This window comes from Kitasatospora sp. NE20-6 (assembly GCF_045862635.1).
Genome location: NZ_BPRL01000002.1, coordinates 317,532 through 333,245, shown reverse-complemented (window position 1 = coordinate 333,245; position 15,714 = coordinate 317,532). Strand labels below are relative to the sequence as shown.

16 protein-coding genes are annotated in these 15,714 nt (G+C 72.4%); 15 read left to right on the top strand and 1 reads right to left on the bottom strand.

Going from position 1 to position 15,714, the window contains the following annotated elements:
- Positions 1–77: 77 nt before the first annotated feature.
- The 8 genes from SNE206_RS02170 to SNE206_RS02135 all read left to right on the top strand — a co-directional run bounded on the left by SNE206_RS02170 (position 78) and on the right by SNE206_RS02135 (position 7,890).
- Positions 78–734: a hypothetical protein gene (locus SNE206_RS02170; RefSeq protein ID WP_407911581.1), complete on the top strand. Its 657-nt coding sequence runs from the start codon at positions 78–80 to the stop codon at positions 732–734.
- Between the two features lie 108 nt (positions 735–842).
- Positions 843–1,649, top strand: a complete 807-nt coding sequence (locus SNE206_RS02165; protein ID WP_407911580.1) for a DsbA family protein — start codon at positions 843–845, stop codon at positions 1,647–1,649.
- A 3-nt stretch (positions 1,650–1,652) separates the two neighbouring features.
- A complete protein-coding gene (locus SNE206_RS02160) occupies positions 1,653–2,246 on the top strand; it encodes a vitamin K epoxide reductase family protein (RefSeq protein ID WP_407911579.1) in 594 nt (197 codons plus the stop codon).
- A gap of 195 nt (positions 2,247–2,441) precedes the next feature.
- A complete protein-coding gene (locus SNE206_RS02155; protein WP_407911578.1) occupies positions 2,442–3,902 on the top strand; it encodes a tetratricopeptide repeat protein in 1,461 nt (486 codons plus the stop codon).
- A 111-nt stretch (positions 3,903–4,013) separates the two neighbouring features.
- Positions 4,014–4,604, top strand: a complete 591-nt coding sequence (locus SNE206_RS02150; protein ID WP_407911577.1) for a hypothetical protein — start codon at positions 4,014–4,016, stop codon at positions 4,602–4,604.
- 77 nt (positions 4,605–4,681) lie between these two features.
- Positions 4,682–4,987, top strand: a complete 306-nt coding sequence (locus tag SNE206_RS02145; protein ID WP_407911576.1) for a hypothetical protein — start codon at positions 4,682–4,684, stop codon at positions 4,985–4,987.
- A 978-nt stretch (positions 4,988–5,965) separates the two neighbouring features.
- Complete coding sequence (locus SNE206_RS02140; protein WP_407911575.1) at positions 5,966–6,574, top strand: helix-turn-helix domain-containing protein; 609 nt, start codon at positions 5,966–5,968, stop codon at positions 6,572–6,574.
- 29 nt (positions 6,575–6,603) lie between these two features.
- Positions 6,604–7,890, top strand: a complete 1,287-nt coding sequence (locus SNE206_RS02135; protein WP_407911574.1) for an MFS transporter — start codon at positions 6,604–6,606, stop codon at positions 7,888–7,890.
- An 81-nt stretch (positions 7,891–7,971) separates the two neighbouring features.
- Here SNE206_RS02135 and SNE206_RS02130 read toward each other — a convergent pair whose 3' ends face one another.
- Entirely contained in the window at positions 7,972–8,952 is a 981-nt protein-coding gene (locus SNE206_RS02130; RefSeq protein WP_407911573.1) for a LuxR C-terminal-related transcriptional regulator, read from the bottom strand.
- Between the two features lie 420 nt (positions 8,953–9,372).
- Between SNE206_RS02130 and SNE206_RS02125 the strand changes: the two genes are divergently transcribed.
- From SNE206_RS02125 to SNE206_RS02095, 7 genes are all read left to right on the top strand, one after another.
- Positions 9,373–9,570, top strand: a complete 198-nt coding sequence (locus tag SNE206_RS02125; RefSeq protein WP_407911572.1) for a hypothetical protein — start codon at positions 9,373–9,375, stop codon at positions 9,568–9,570.
- Between the two features lie 49 nt (positions 9,571–9,619).
- Positions 9,620–9,931 carry a hypothetical protein gene (locus SNE206_RS02120; RefSeq protein WP_407911571.1) on the top strand — a complete coding sequence of 104 codons (312 nt, stop codon included), beginning with the start codon at positions 9,620–9,622 and terminating at the stop codon, positions 9,929–9,931.
- 90 nt (positions 9,932–10,021) lie between these two features.
- On the top strand, positions 10,022–11,371 hold the full coding sequence (locus tag SNE206_RS02115) for an XRE family transcriptional regulator (RefSeq protein WP_407911570.1): 1,350 nt from the start codon (positions 10,022–10,024) through the stop codon (positions 11,369–11,371).
- A gap of 96 nt (positions 11,372–11,467) precedes the next feature.
- Positions 11,468–12,748: a lysine N(6)-hydroxylase/L-ornithine N(5)-oxygenase family protein gene (locus SNE206_RS02110; RefSeq protein WP_407911569.1), complete on the top strand. Its 1,281-nt coding sequence runs from the start codon at positions 11,468–11,470 to the stop codon at positions 12,746–12,748.
- Positions 12,748–13,116 (top strand): cupin domain-containing protein, encoded by a 369-nt coding sequence (locus tag SNE206_RS02105; RefSeq protein WP_407911568.1) that lies wholly within the window; start codon positions 12,748–12,750, stop codon positions 13,114–13,116. Before SNE206_RS02110 ends, SNE206_RS02105 begins: the two co-directional genes overlap by 1 nt.
- Positions 13,113–14,648 (top strand): class I tRNA ligase family protein, encoded by a 1,536-nt coding sequence (locus SNE206_RS02100; RefSeq protein WP_407911567.1) that lies wholly within the window; start codon positions 13,113–13,115, stop codon positions 14,646–14,648. The genes SNE206_RS02105 and SNE206_RS02100 overlap by 4 nt, the downstream gene beginning before the upstream one ends.
- Before the next feature lies 1 nt (position 14,649).
- Complete coding sequence (locus SNE206_RS02095; protein WP_407911566.1) at positions 14,650–15,711, top strand: NAD(P)/FAD-dependent oxidoreductase; 1,062 nt, start codon at positions 14,650–14,652, stop codon at positions 15,709–15,711.
- Positions 15,712–15,714 lie beyond the last annotated feature (3 nt).

Genomic DNA, 15,714 nt, shown 5'->3' with positions numbered 1-15,714 from the left:
CGGCGCGGCAGACGGGCCGTCAGCCCGCCGCGGGCACTTACGCGGCACCGACCGGCGGCCTGCCACAATCGGTGCCCATGATCGGCAGTCCGGCGACGAGGGCCCTGCGGGCAGCGGTGTTCACCGCGCTCGCCGTGCCGCTCGCCGCCCTGGGCCAGGTCGTGCTGACCGGGCGTCCCCTGCCGGCCTTCCTGCTGCTCGGCTGCACCGCCGCCGTGCTGCTGCTCGGCCTCGCGCTGTGCGACGGGCGGCCCGGCCCGTGGCGTGCCGCCGCCCTCATGCTGCCGGTGCAACTGCTGCTCACCACCGCGTTCAACCTCGGGCAGGCGGGCTGCGCCCCGGCCTCCGCCCGCGCGCACGGCATGGACCTGCTGGTCTGCGGGGGCGGCTCGGTGCCGTCCGGCCCGCTGCTGTCCGGCCCGGTCGGGCCCGGCGGCGGCACGGTACGCGTGACCGTGCTGCTCGTCCATCTCGGCCTGGCCCTCGCCGCGGCACTCTGGCTGCGGCTCGGCGAGGCCGCGGTCGGCGGCGCCGCCGCGGTGCTGCGCACCGCCCGTGCGGTGGCGGGCAGCGCGTGCCGCCGCCTCCTGCTGCTGCTCCTCGCGCCGCTGCCGGCCTGCCCGGCCGTGCTGGCGCCGTCGCCGGGTGCGGTGGGCGTGCCGCCCCGGCCGGTGTCCGTGGTGCCCACGCCCGCGCCGCGGCGGGGCCCGCCCGGGTACGCCCTCGCCCGCTGACGCCCACGGGCGGCCGGCGGGCCCGAGCACGGACCCCTTTTCCTTCCGGTGTGCCACCGCGCGGCCTTCGGCCCGGTGGCGTGCCCGCATGCGAGGACGCACCCGACCATGACCACTCCGCACCAGCAGTCCCCCCGGCCCTCCGCCGGCCCGGCCCGCGAGCGCCTGCGCGAGGCGCACCGGCGCGAGCAGAAGGCCGCCACCACCCGGCGGCGCACCGCCGTGGCGGTGGGTGTCGTCGCCGCGGTCGCCGTGGTGGCGGGCACCGCCGTGGCGATCGCCACGGCGCCCGGCTCCGACCCGGCGGCCGGCGCCGCGGTCGTCACCCCGGCGCACGCCTCGGGCGGCGGCGGCACCGTCGTCGTGTACGGCCGGGCCGACGCCCCGCACACCCTGCAGGTCTACGAGGACTTCCGCTGCCCGGTCTGCAAGGCGTTCGAGACCTCGGCGGGCCGGGCCGTGCAGCAGCTCGCCGACGACGGCACGTACAGGATCGAGTACCACCTCGCGGCGTTCCTCGACCGCAACCTCGGCGGCAGCGGCTCGCACACCGCGCTGGCCGCCGCCGGCGCCGCGCTCGACCAGGGCGGCCCCGAGGCCTTCAAGAAGTTCCACGACGTGCTCTACGCCGCCCAGCCCGCGGAGAGCACGGACGGCTTCGGTGACGTCAACCGCATCCTCGACCTCGCCGGCCGGGTGCCCGGCCTGCGGACCGCCGCCTTCACCAAGGCCGTCACCGAGGGCACCTACCGGCCGTGGGCCGCGAAGGTCGACGCGGCGTTCTCCGCCTCCGGGGCGCAGGGCACCCCGACGGTGCTGCTCGACGGCAAGGCGCTGAACGTGATCGGCGGCGACGGCAGCCCCGTGACCGGCGACCGCTTCACCACCCTGGTCCGCCAGGCCACGGGGGGCTGAGCCGTGACCACCACCGCCCCGGTCGGCGCCGGGCGCGGCCTCGCGCGGCTGCTCCTCGCCGGCGGCCTGATCGGCCTCGCCGCGTCCGCCGTCCTGACGTTCGACAAGCTCCGCCTGCTGGAGAACCCGGCCTACCGGCCGAGCTGCAGCATCAACCCGGTGATCAGCTGCGGCTCGGTGATGCGCACCGGCCAGGCCGCGGTGTTCGGCTTCCCGAACCCGCTGATCGGCCTGGTCGCCTTCGGTGCCCTGACGGCCGTCGGCGCGGGCCTGCTCGCCGGGGCCCGCTACCGCCGCTGGTTCTGGCTCGGCCTGCAGGCGGGCAGCCTCGCCGGACTCGCCTTCGTGGTGTGGCTGATCGGCCAGGCGCTGTACGTGATCGGCGCGCTCTGCCCGTACTGCATGGTGGTGTGGGCCGTCGTCGGACCACTGGCCTGGTACGTCACCCTGCACAACCTGCGCACCGGCGTGCTGCCGGCCCCGCGCCGGTGGGCCGGGCCCGCCCGCTTCCCCTGGTCGGGCCCGGCGCTCTGGTACCTCGGCATCACCCTGCTGGTGCTGAACCGCTTCTGGTTCTACTGGCGCACCCTGATCTGACGCACCATCCCTGACGGCTCCCACCTGCGGTTTCCGAGGTGGGAGCCATCAGGGCGTCACCGCCGGGCCGTCTACGGGCCGTCCGGGCGATCGCCCGGGCTCCTGTGGAGGGCGTCCACGGCCCGACGGGTCCTGCCCGGACTGCTCGGCATGAGGTGTGCGCAGGTCCGGAGGGTGATCGCCGCGGCGAGCGGGATGGAGACGCTCGACATCATCAGCCGCCTGCAAGCCTCCGACGTGGACAACGCGACGATGGACGCGCTCCGCATCACCACCGACCGGCTCTGCTCGGAGTACGCCCTGCTCCCGAGCGCGCAGCTCGCCGTAGAAGGGCGGCAGTGGCTCAAGCGGGTGGTCGGGCTCCAGGCGCAGCGGCTGACGCTTGCGCAGCACCGGGAGGTGCTGGCCATGTCCGGTTGGCTGGCTCTGCTGGTGGGCTGTGTCGAGTACGACATGGGTGACAAGCGGGCGGCCGAGTCCACCCGTCGGGCAGCGCTTTCGCTCGGGGCCGAAGCCGGGCACGCCGGTATCCAGGGCTGGGCGAACGAGATGCGGGCCTGGTTCGCGCTGACGACCGGCGACTACCGGGGTGTCATTGCCGCGTCCAGGGCGGGTGCCGAGGTTGCGGCGCACCAGGGCGTCGCGGTGCAGCTCGCCGCTCAGGAGGCCAAGGCGTGGGCCCGCCTCGGCGACCGCCGGCAGGCCGAGGTCGCGCTCGACCGTGGGCGCCGCCTGCTCGAAGGCATGCCGTACCCCGAGAACCTGGACAACCACTTCGTGGTGGACCCGCCGAAGTACGACTTCTACGCCATGGACTGCTACCGGATGCTCGGTGAGAACAGACTCGCCACCACCCTCGCGGAGGAAGTCATCCGGGCCAGCACCGACTACGACGGCACGGAACGCTCTCCCATGCGCATCGCGGAAGCACGGCTGACACTGGGCGTCGTTGCTACCCGGGACGGCGACCTGGACAGCGCCCTGGACTACGGCGAATGGGCCCTGCGGGGCGAGCGGCAGCCACTCCCGTCGCTACTGGCCGTGAGCCGTGAACTGGCGGGCCTCGTCAGCAAGCAGTACGGCAGCGAGCCCGGAACGCGGGTGCACCCTGGAGCACTTGAACGCCCTGAGCGGGGCCGGCCAGTAACCCGGACAGCCAATGGCAGGGGGTTGCTGGCCGGGCTGTCCGGCTGTCCTGGCGTGGGCCCTGACCTTCGAAGGTCAACCGGACAGGGCCCGGGCAGGTCGGGTGTCCTGTCCTGTCCCGGTGTCCTCGCCGAAACGCACAGACTGCTCCAGCCGAGGCTGCAACTTACAGCCCCAATAGGGCCAGCGTCGGGGGTGCGCGAACCCGCTGTGAGTGCTCAGGCGACCTCTGACCTTGGCAAGCGGGGCTGTTACAAGTTTCGTTACTTCATCAAAGGATCGCCGCCGCTCCTGCCTTCGCCTCGCTTCGGCGGCAGCCGGCCGCGTCGGGCGTCGGATAGGCAGGAGGAGGACCTGTCCAAACCTGAGCGTGGCTGGGGGCGGGCCACAACTCAGCGACGATGCGCACCTTCTCCGTCCTGGCAGACGTGTTCACTGTCTCCACCATGTTCCAGTCAGGCGACAGGCACAGGCCTTCGGGCATATCACTCTGAGTGTTTCTTCTGCTGACTGTACGGCTCTGGCGAAGCATCCTAAGCTTGAAGTTGGCATACGAACCTGCTGGCGCAAGAGACTCCCACGCCAAGATAAACGTGACCCCGAAGATGGGAGATGCCACCCATGCCGAGAGAGATTACGGGATATTCGATCGGCTACGACGCCACGCTTGCCGCTGAATCCGGACGGCTTAAGCGGCGCCTTGAAGATCTTGAATTGCAATTGGCGCGAGCGCGGGCAGAAAACTCACTGATGAGAGATCATGCAGAGGAGGCCGTGAGTCGGCTTTTGACTGGAGAAGGGGAGCCCCCTGGTCAAACATTGCCTCAGCTTTCCGCAACCGTCCACGCTTTGACTGAAGTGGTTTCACGGCTTGCGGTAGATGCAAGTTTTCAGGCCGACTTCCACGCTCAGGAACCATCAAGGAAAGTCAAGTCGGAAGAATTCCCCGGCGCGGGCGACGGGGAAATTCAAGGCGAAGAGTCGGTCGATTCATATGCCGACTCCTCGGCCAGTCAAATCGGTGAGCGCAGGCAGCGGTACTGGCGGAAGATGGCTGGCGTTCTGGCAATTGGGGGACTGCTGGATCTGCATGCCAGTGCCACGGCTCAGGGCTTGGCATACGCGTACAATCGCGCACGCGGGGTCGATACGGAAGATTTATATACAGATCGAGGATATGACACCTGGGATGACACGGAGGGAGAGCAATGACCTCCCCGAGCGGAAAGACTGTAGGAGCCGCCGCGCCAAGGAGGCGCCCCGCAAGTCCGGCGCGAAAGCTTCCGGCCATGCAGTTTGCAGACGCTGCGCTAGCCGCAGAGGGCGATTTGCGGACGCGGCTCATGAATTTGGCCGAGAAGGAGCAGAATGACGGAATAGAAATTGTACGCCGGGCGGATGACACTGCTCGAAGAGGACAGCATCTCGGTTTTCTTGCAGTCCTGTTAGTAATGGTTTTGGCTGGCTATGTGGCAAGTCTCGGGCAAGCATCATGGGCGGCAGCAATTGCAGGGATCGATGTAGTTGGAGTGGCCGGCGTATTCGTAACAGGTCAGGTTGTGACACGGAAAACCGCTACCGGCGATAGCGGTTGAGCGCCCCGGTGGGCCAGGTTGGCGATTAGTTCAGAACGAGACTGAACGCCTGTCACGTTCGCGTGGAGAGATGTCCTGACCGCGTTAACTAGCGCATGCGGACTCCAGCGACCGCCTCGCTGGCAGCTCGCATCGAGGGGGCCAGTGCGCGCGGAACCGAATGCCGTGCGGCCACGATGCCGGCATGCAGGCGCCGGACGAACTCGTGGCTCTTAAGCGATCGGCCTACCAGGCTCAGGCTGCGATGGCCGGCTTTGTCAGGTCCAACGGCCCCGTTGTGGGTTGGAGCGCTGAGGTCCGGGAGGGGGCGACGAGGCGACAGCGATCGCTTCAAGAGGCAGGGCGTGCGCTCCATGATGCCGTGCAGAGCTTTGTCCGCACGGAAGAAGAGGCGCGAGAGCTGCGCCGCGCGCCGAGGCTGCAAGTGGGGGCCAGTCTCGCTGGCCAAGATCCGGACCAGTCACGGACCGAGGGCGGGAGTGCAACCCCGTAGGTTCACAGCGTCGCAGCTCAGCCGACGTGTTCGCTCGGATTGTGAAGCGGTCTGTAAAGCCGCCCGCTCTGAGCCGCCTGTGGGCCGCGCAAGGGTGCTCGGCGGCACTCGACCTTGACGGTCGACGACGAGTTTCCGCAGGTCGTCACAGCTCCTGGTTGTGACGCTGCCGATCAGGTCGGCGGCGTGTCACTCCTGGTTCCGCTGGCGCACGCTGATCTGATCGGCGGCGGTCCGGGCCGGTGATCCGCGGAGGGTCGGCACGCCGGCCCCGCCGGTCGTGCACGCCCGGGACGGCCACGAGCGGGCGTGGGGCGGAACTCGCGCAGTACATCGCCGATCACCGCCCGCACCCGCCCGTCGCTCCCCCGGGCTCGTGCGTGAGGGCGACGGGCCGGGCCGTCCGCGTGGCGCGGTCCACGCGGCCTCCATGAGTGCAAAGACTTCTTTGCAACGAAACGGTGGCACCCGCTAGCCTGCCGGCCGTGACGGAACCCCGGCCCGCGGTACGCAGTCTGGACGCGCGCTCGCTGCGCGGTCTCGCCCACCCCCTGCGGATGCGTCTGCTCGCCGCGCTGCGGGAGCACGGCCCGGCCACGGCGACGAAGCTGGCGGCCCGGCTCGGCGAGTCGTCCGCGTCGGTCAGCTACCACCTGCGACAACTCGGCGTGCACGGCTTCATCGCAGAGGATCCGGACCGCGGCACCCGCCGTGAACGGTGGTGGCGGGCCGAGCACCGCGGCCACCGGTTCGACAGCCTTGAGGAATTCACGGAGCATCCCGACCCCGAAGTGCGCGGCGCCATGGGGGTGTTCCTGAACGAGGTGGCCGCCGTCCACGCGCGGGAGCTGAGCGGCTGGCTCGCCGGCACCGGCGACTGGCCCGAGGAGTGGCGCCGCAGCTGGGACATGAGCGACTTCACCGTCCGGCTGACGCCCGAACTCGCACGGGAGCTGGCCGGCCGGGCACACGAACTCGTGCAGAGCTTCCGCGACCGGACCGCCTCCGACAACGACGCCGACGCCGACGCCGACGAGGCACAGGCCGTCCCGGTCCGCATCCACCTGCACGCCTTTCCCCTGCCGAAGAACTGACGTCCCGACAACCGCCCGGAGGCACGCCCGTGACCGTCGCCGCCCCCGACCTCTCCGGCAAGGCCCGCGCCACCCCGGACCGCCGGCCCCTGGGCGCCCTGCTGGCCGCGAACCTGGTCTCGATCACCGGTAACGCCCTCGCCGGCATCGGCGTGCCGTGGTTCGTCCTGCAGACCACCGGCAGCGCCTCCCGGGCCGGTGTGGTGGCCTTCTGCGGGATGCTGCCGCTGGCGGTGTCGGCGATCACCTGCGGCCCGGCGATCGACAGGATCGGACGCCTGCGCGCATCGGTGCTGTCGGACGTGCTGTGCGGGACGGCCGTCGGGCTGATCCCGCTGCTCCACCGGGCCGGGGCCCTCCGGTTCTGGCAGCTGTGTCTGATCATGGCGGTCAACGGGTTCTGCCAGGCGCCAGGGGAGACCGCGCGTCAGGCCCTCGCCCCCGATCTCGCCGACCACGGCGGCGTCCCGCTCTCCCGGGCCATGAGCCTGTGCACCGGCGCCTCCCGGGGCGCCAGGCTGCTCGGCGCCTCGGCCGCAGGCGTGCTGATCTCGCTGTTCGGGGCGGGGCCGGTCCTGCTCCTGGACACGGCGACCTTCGGCGTCTCGGCGCTGCTGATCGCCCTCGGCGTCCGGCGCGTCCCCGCTGCCGCGCCCCGGCGGAACGCGCTCCCGACCAGCCTGCGGACGTACCGCGACGAACTGCGCGAAGGCCTGGTCTTCCTGCTCCGTCAGCGGCTTCTGCTCGGCGTCACCGTGCTGCTGATGGTCACCAACGGCCTGGACCAGGCCTGGAGCGCCGTCCTGCTGCCCGTGCACGCCGAGCGCGATCTCGGAGGACCGATCGACCTGGGCCTGCTCGCCGGCCTCTTCGCGGCCGGTGCGCTCACCGGCGCGCTGCTGCACGCGGCGCTGGGCGAGCGGCTTCCCCGACGACCGCTCTGCATCTGCTGTCTGATCGTCGGCGGATGTCCACGGATGCTGGTCGCGGCGTTCGCGCCCGGCCTGCTGCCCCTGGGCGTGACGCTGGCGGTCGCGGGCGTCGCCGCCGGGATCCTCAACCCGATCGTCTCGACCGTGCTGTACGAGCTCGTGCCCGACGCCCTGCGCAGCCGGGTGACGGGTGTCCTGGCAGCCGGCGTGCTGACGGCGGCGCCGCTCGGCGGCCTCGCCTGCGGCTACCTGGTGGACCGGGCCGGGCTGACGACGGCCCTCGTCGTCCTCGGCGGGGCGTACCTCCTGGTCACGCTCTGCCCGCCGGCCGTCCCGTCCTGGCGCCGGGCGGCCGGGAGCACCGGCACCGGCCCGCGTGCGTAGGTGCCGGAGCCAGGGCCGGAGCCGGAGCCGGGGCCGGAGCCGGAGCCGGGGCCGGAGCCGGAGCCGGAGCCGGGGCCGGGCTCAGAGCCAGCCCTGCCGGGCCGCGCGGACGCCGGCCTCGAAGCGGCTGCGGGCGCCGAGCCGGGCCATCAGGTCGGAGGCCATCCGGCGGACGGTGCGCAGCGACACCCCGAGCCGCCGGCTGGCGATCTCGTCGGTGTTGCCGGCGGCCAGCAGGCGCAGCAGTTCCTGTTCCTGCGGGGAGAGTCCGCGGTCGTTGCGGGGCATGGTGCGGCCCCAGGGCACGCCGATCGACCAGAACTGCTCGAAGAGTGCGGTCATCGCGGCGACGGCGCCCGGGCTGCGCATCTCCAGCGCGCCCGCCCGGCCGTCGGCGGGGTCGAGGGGGATCAGTGCGGCCTCCCGGTCGACGACGACCATCAGCATGGGCAGGGAGGGCACGGTGCGGGTCTCGCCGCCGAGGCCGGCGAGCCACTGCACGTACTGCATGGTGGACGGGTCGTTGCGGAAGCTGTCCTGGTAGATGCTGCGCAGGACGACGCCGCGTTCGAGGGCCTGCTGGTCGAGCGGTTTGCTGGCGTCCATGGTGTCGGGGCTCTGGGCGCCGCCGGGCAGGAAGGAGAGGCATTCCCGGCAGGCCGACTGGGCGAGTTCCTCCAGGCGGCGGCGGACGGCCTCCAGGCCCTCGTGCCGTTCGACGAGGTCGGCGACGTACTCGCGGCGCGGGGCGTAGCGGGCGGCGAACTCGGCGACGGCGGCGCGGGTGGCCTCGATCTGCCGCTGCTGCCTGAGGAGTTCGGTCTCGCTGCGCGAGAGCAGGGCCGAGAGTGCCAACTCGGGTCTGACCGGCCGGAGCTGGGGCGGGTTCTCCCGGCCGGGCCGGAGCAGGCGCAGGTCGGCCAGCTCGTCCAGGGCCTCGCGGACGGCCTCCTCGGTCCAGGACAGGTGGGCGGCCAGTTGTCCGACGCCCCAGGTGGGTTCGTCGAGCACGAGACGGTAGACGGTCTCGGTCGAGGGCTGCAGGCCCAGAGCTTCGAGCACCGAGTCCCTCCAGGGTCTGCGACGGGATGAGCGGGCGATGCCTCACGCTCCGAAAATCTTGCCGGACGGTGCGACGGCGCCACAAGCGGCCCGGGGCGTCCGGGCGCGGGCCTTCCATAACCGGGTCGCGGATGTGCATGGTGCGGCCGCGCCGCGGCCGGAGCTGGCCTGAGGGTGCCTGGACACTCCGTGCCAGCCCGGCGTCCGTGCAGGCCGTGGGCGTGCCGCGGGTCCGGCGGCGGTGCACCATCGCGCCAGGACGGTTCGCGCCACCCGTGACGTGGTGACACCGATGTCGGGCGGACAGATCATGGGGATGTACGAGGAACCCGGCGGAGAAAGTCCCGGGAAAGTCCCGGGAATTCCCCGCAGAAACCCCGTCCGAATTCCCTGTTTTCCGTTCCGCAGAAGGAGTCTGTCATGAGCCGTGCCTTTCGCATCGCCCCGGCCGTCGGTCTCGCCGCCGCCGTCCTGACCTTCGGTGCGGCGCTCGCCGGCACGGGCGGCCCGGCGCACAGCCTGCACGCCGGCGACGCGGTGCCCGTGCAGGCCCCGGCGACCGCCGCCCCGGCCGTCTCGGCGTCGCCGTCCTCGAACGACGGCTTCTCCTGGGGCTGACCGGCCCCGGCGACCGCCGGCCGATCGAGGTGCCCGGGGAGGAGGAGCGTTGTACATCATCGAGGCCGAGTTGCTGCCGACGGCCGGGGTCACGGCGCCGTGGCCCACCGCCACGCTCGTCCAGGAGGTCTTCTGGCCGCTGGCCCGCAGCGAGGACCGGCTGGAGCACCTGCGGGCCCGGGTCGGCCCGCGGGGGATCGGGCTGGTCCTGTTCGTCGCCTCGACCGACGGCCGGCAGGCGCTGCGTGCGACCCGCGGCCTCTGTGAACGCGTGAGCCGCACGGCGCCGTTGCTGGCCGGCTGGACGGTCGCGGCGTGCACGCCCTTCGATCCTCAGGACGACCACCTGCCGGGTGCGTGACCCGGCCGCACCCGCCCTCCGCCGGCAGTCCCGCGGTGGTGCCGATGCCTTTCATCCCAGTTCCCGGACGATCGATTCGAGGGGCCCATCATGGGAAGACCGGAGAGACCTGTCGACGCCTCCGGCGGGGCGGTCGCCGAATTCGCGAGCGAGCTCCGCCTGCTCAGGGTGCGGGCGGGCAACCCCACCTACCGTGACATGGCCAGGGCCGCGATGTACTCCGCCTCGGTGCTGTCGAGCGCGGCGAGCGGCCACCGGCTGCCGACCCTGCAGGTCGCCCTCGCCTACGTGGCCGCCTGCGGCGGCGACCGCGAGGGCTGGCAGCGGCGGTGGCAGCAGGTGGCCGGCGAACAGCACGGCACGGCGAAGCCGCTGGCGGTGGTCCGGCCGTCGCTGCCGCGGCCCGCGCAGCTGCCGATCCGGCCGTTCGGGTTCGTGAGCCGCACCGGGGAGCTGCGCCGGCTGGGCGCCGCGTCCACCGCCCCGGTGGTGATCAGCGGGCCGGCCGGGGTCGGCAAGAGCGAACTCGCCCTGCACCACGCGCACGACGTGGCGGCGGCCGACGGCCAGCTGTACGCGGACTTCGGGCTGCTCGGCCCGGACGGCTCGGCCGCCCGGACGGTGATCGACGGCTTCCTGCGGGCGCTCGGCGTGCCCGACGGGCAGCTGCCGTTCGGCGCGGACCAGCGGGCGGGGCTGTACCGTTCGCTGCTCGCCGAGCGCCGGCTGGTGGTGCTGCTGGAGAACGTGAGCTGCGAGCAGCAGGTGCGGCCGCTGCTGGCCGACGCGCGGAGCAGTGTCACCGTCGTGGTGGGCCGGGCCGCGCTGCTGGGGCTGCGCGGGGTCCGGCGGCTGCGGCTGGACGTGCTGCCCAGGGCCGACTCGATCGCCATGATCACCGCGGGGGTGCCGGACCGGGCGGAGGCCGAGCCCGGGGAGTGCGACCGGCTCGCGGCCCTCTGCGGCGATCTCCCGCTGGCCCTGGACATCGCGACGCGCCGGCTCGCCGCCCGGCCCGGTCTGCCGCTGCGCCTGGTCACCGGGTGGCTGCGCGAGCCGGGCGCGGCGCTGGACTGGCTGCGGATCGGCGACCTGTCGGTGCGTGACTCGCTGCTCTCGGCGTACTTCGGGCTGGACGACCGGGCGAGGGACCTGCTCGACCGGCTGGCCGGGCCCGCCCCCGAGCGTCCGGGGCCGCAGGCGGGCGGTTCGGCGGTGCTGGTCGAGGACGAGCTGCTGGAGGAGCTCGCCGACGCCGGGATGCTGCGCCGGGGCCGTGGCTCCGGGGTGTACCGGATGGATCCGCTGGTCCGGGCGCTGGTGGCGGACCCGGCGCCGTACCGGCTGCCGGCCGCGCCGGGCGGGCCGTCCTGGGCCGGGCGGCGGCACACCGCGGACCACCGGACGCGCTACGCCGACCAGATGGTGCCGGTCATTTGATTGTCTCCGTTGACCGGTCCTGTCGATCAACAATCCCGTCGGATTGACTTCTCGTCATAGGAAATACCGGAGCAGTTCGCGAGAATCGGGGTGGATATGACCGACCACGAGGTCGAGGTCCTGGCGATCGGGGCCGGCCCGTCGAATCTGGCGCTGGCGGTGGCGATCGAGGAGTCGGGCCCCCACGGGCTGGCCAGGAACACGCTGGTGCTGGAGCAGCACGAGGACATCAGATGGCAGCGCAACCTGCTGCTGCCCTGGGCACGCAGCCAGGTCTCCTTCCTCAAGGACCTGGTGACGCTGCGGAACCCGCAGAGCCGTTTCTCCTTCCTGAGCTATCTCGGCAGCAAGGGCCGGCTCGACGAATTCGTCAACCAGGGCACCTTCAACCCCTACCGGCAGGAGATCTCCGACTACCTCGCCTGGGTGGCCGCCTCCCTGGAGCACGTGGGAGTGCGGTGCAACGCCCGCAGCGAGCGGATCGAGCCCCGGCGCGCCGCCGACGGCACCCTCACCGGCTGGACGGTCACCCTGGCCGGCGGTGACACCGTCAGCTGCCGCGACCTGGTCGTCGGCGCCGGACGCGACGCCCGGGTGCCGGAGGTCTTCCGGGGCCTGCCCGCCGACAAGGTGATCCACAGCACCCAGTACGCCTCGCGCATCGCCCGCCAGCCCACCGACCGGGACACCCGGGTGGTCGTGATCGGCGGGGCGCAGAGCGCGGCCGAGATGTTCATGGCCGTCCACCACGACCTGCCGCGCAGCCGGCCGACCCTGCTGGTCCGCTCCATCGGCCTGCAGAACTACCAGACCAGCAAGTTCACCAACGAGCTGTTCTTCCCGTCCTTCATCGACGAGTTCTACTCCACGGCCCCCGAGGAGCGGGCGCAGATCCTGGAGGAGATGCGGCAGACCAACTACGCGGGCCTGGCCGCGCCCTTCCTCGACGAGCTGTACTCCATGCTCTACCGCCAGCGCCTCGACGGCGTCGACCGCTCCTCCGTCCGGCCGATGACCGAGATCCTCGCGGCGGCCGTCGACGGCGACGAGATCGTGCTGGAGCTCCGCGACCGCCGGACGGGCAAGACCGAGCCGCTCCGCTGCGACCTCGTCCTGCTCGGCACCGGCTACGAGCCGGCGATGCCCGCCCTGGTGCGCGACCTCGCCGGGCGCCTCGGCCTCGACGACATCGCCGTCGACCGCCGCTACCGGGTGGACCTCGGCGAGTCCGCGCACGCCGCGCTCTACCTCCAGGGCGTCAACGAGGCGACCCACGGCATCGCCGACTCCCTGCTCAGCGTCCTCGCGCACCGCTCCGGCGACATCCTCGCCGACATGCTCGACCGCCGGACCGTCACCATGGCGAGGGCCGCCTGATGGAGATCCGCCGACTCGACCGCGCCGGGCTGACCCGCGCGTACGGCCTCGCCTCGGAGCGGCTGCTGCCCTGGCCGGCCCTCAACGCACCCTTCGAGGGGGCGTGGTGCGTGGTGGCACCCGGCGAGGAGTCCACCGCGCACTCCCACCACGAGTACGAGATCTTCGTCGCCATGACGGGCACCTCGGTCCTCGTCAGCGACGGGGAGACCCGTCCGTTCGCCGCCGGCGACATCGCCCACCTGTTCCCCGGCAGCCACCACAAGGTGGTCAACGAGTCCGCCGAGGACTTCGAGTTCTACTCCGTCTGGTGGGACACCGACATGTCGCAGCGGTTCCTGGCCCGCCACGAGGAGGAGACGACATGAGCAGGCGCACCGTGGTGATCTCGCCCGCCCCCACCGCCAACGGCGACCTCCACCTGGGCCACCTGGCCGGCCCGTTCCTCGCTGCCGACGTGCACACCCGCTACGCCCGCGCCGTCGGCCGGGAGGTGCTCTTCGGCACCGGGGTCCAGGACACCCAGACGTACGTGGTCACCACCGCGCACCGGCTGGGCATCACCCCGCAGGAACTGGCGGCGCGTTCGGCGGGCGACGTCGACAAGTCGCTGGCGGCGCTCGGCATCGCGGTCGACGGGTACACCGGCGACGAGCCGCGGTTCACCGGCTTCGTGGTGGACTTCATGACCGGGCTGCACGAGGCCGGCCGGCTCACCGAGCGCACCGTGCAGCTGCCGTACTCGCCGCGCACCGGCGAGTACCTCGTCGACGGCCACGTCCGCGGCGGCTGCCCGCACTGCCTGGCCGACGGCTGCGCCGGCCTGTGCGAGAGCTGCGGGCACCCCATCGCCGCCGGCGAACTCATCGACCCGCGCTCCACCCTGCACCCCGACGACGTGCTGGAGCGGCGCGAGGCCACCGTCCTGGTGCTGCCGCTGGAGGAGTACCGCGACCGGCTGCGGGCCTACTACACGCAGCACGCGGCGGCGATGCGCCCGCACATGGCCCAGGCCGTCGAGGACCTGCTCTCCCGGCCGCTGCCGGACTTCCAGATCACCTACCCGATCGCCTGGGGGATCCCCTTCCCCGCCATGCCGGGACAGACCGTCAACTCCAACGCCGAGACGATGGCGTGGAGCATCTACGTCACCGCCCGCTCCGCCGAGGCCCGCGGGGCGGTACTCGGCTCGATCGACGAACTCTGGCTGCCCGCGGCCGACTCCGAGGTGGTCTACTTCCTCGGCTTCGACAACACCTTCCCGTTCGCGGTGGCCGGGGTCGCGATGCTGCTGGCGTACGACGGCCGCTACCGGCTGCCCGACCGGTTCGTCACCAACGAGTTCTACGAGCTCGACAACCTCAAGTTCTCCACCAGCCGCGGCCACACGATCGGCGGCCGGGAACTCGCCGCCGAGGTGCCCCGCGACCTCATCCGCTTCCATCTCGCCGCGACCAGCCCCGAGTTCCAGCGCAGCGACTTCAGCCGCGGCGCACTCGAACGCGTCACCGGCACCCGGCTCGTCGAACCCTGGAACCGGATCGCCGCCCGCGTCGACCGCTGGGCGGAGGCCGGCGAACTGCCGGTCTCCGAACGCTCCCGCAAGGCCGCCGCCCGGATCGCCGAACGGTTCGCCGCCACGTACGAGCTGCCCGGCTTCAGCCTCGTCCGGGCCACCGAGACGCTCGCCGACCAGCTCGCCAGGCTCGCCGACTGGGAGCCCCTGCCGGACCAGGCCGGCGACTACTGCCACCAGGTGGAAGCCGTCCTGCGCTGCGCCGCCCCGATCCTGCCCGACCTCGCCGAACAGGCCCTGCCGGACACCGCGTTCCGGGCCGCGGCGGAGGCCGCCACGATCGTCCCCCGTCGCCTGCCCCGACTGATCGGCCGGGCAGGATGACATGAAGGCCGACCCACGGCACGTTCTGATCGTCGGCGCCGGCGTCACCGGACTGCTCACCGCGGTCCGGTGCGCCCGGGCCGGCCACCGGGTGACGGTGGTGGACCGCGGGGCCGTCCCCAACCCGGAGTCCACCTCGTACGACCAGCACCGGGCGATCCGCTCCCTCGACCCGGACGACCTCGACACCAGCCGCCGGCTCGCCGGCGCCCACTGGCGCTGGCTCGAACTGGAGGAACTGCTCGGCAGCACCATCTACCGCCGGGTCGGCGCGCTCACCGCATGGCCGGCCGCCCGCGCCGAGACGGTCACCCGGGTGGCCGCGACCGCCAACCTGCCGATCACCGTGGTCGATCCGGCCGACTTCCCGCACATCCGGTTCCCCGCCGACTCGGTGGGCGTGCTGGAGCACGACGCGGGCGTCCTGCTGGCCGACCACGTGCTGTGGGCGGTCGCCCAGTGGCTGGTCCGCCAGCCCGGGGTCACCCTGCGGCCCTGGCAGGAGGTGACCGAGGTCCAGGCCGACGCCGCCAAGGTGGTGCTGGCCGACGGCGAGGTGCTGGGCGGCGACCTGGTGCTCGTCGCCGCCGGGCCGTGGTCCAAGGAGCTCGTCGAACTGCCCATGGTGATGCTCCGGCAGACCATGCTCTACCTCAAACCGCCGCCCGACCTGGCCTCCTGGTGGAACAACGCCCCCAGCGCGGGCCAGATGGGCACCGCGGGCCGCGGCTGGCTGCTCCCGCCCGGCGGGGGCGCCCTGCTGAAGGTCAGCACCCACACGGTCTGCCGGGAGGTCGACGGCCTCACCGACCGGCCCGACGAGGAGGAGGCGCCGTTCGCCGACCTGATCATGGCGGAGTCCATGGTGACCGACCCCGAGCGCTACCGGGTGATGGACGTCAGGCGCTGCCACTACCTGGTCGACGCCGGCACCGGCGAGGCCCACCTCAAGCAGATCGGCCCCGCCGTGTGGGCCCGGTCCGCCAGCGGCGGCGACGGCTTCCGCACCGCCCCGCTGGTCGCCGACCGCATCGTCCGGGCCGCCGACGGACTGCCCGACTGAACA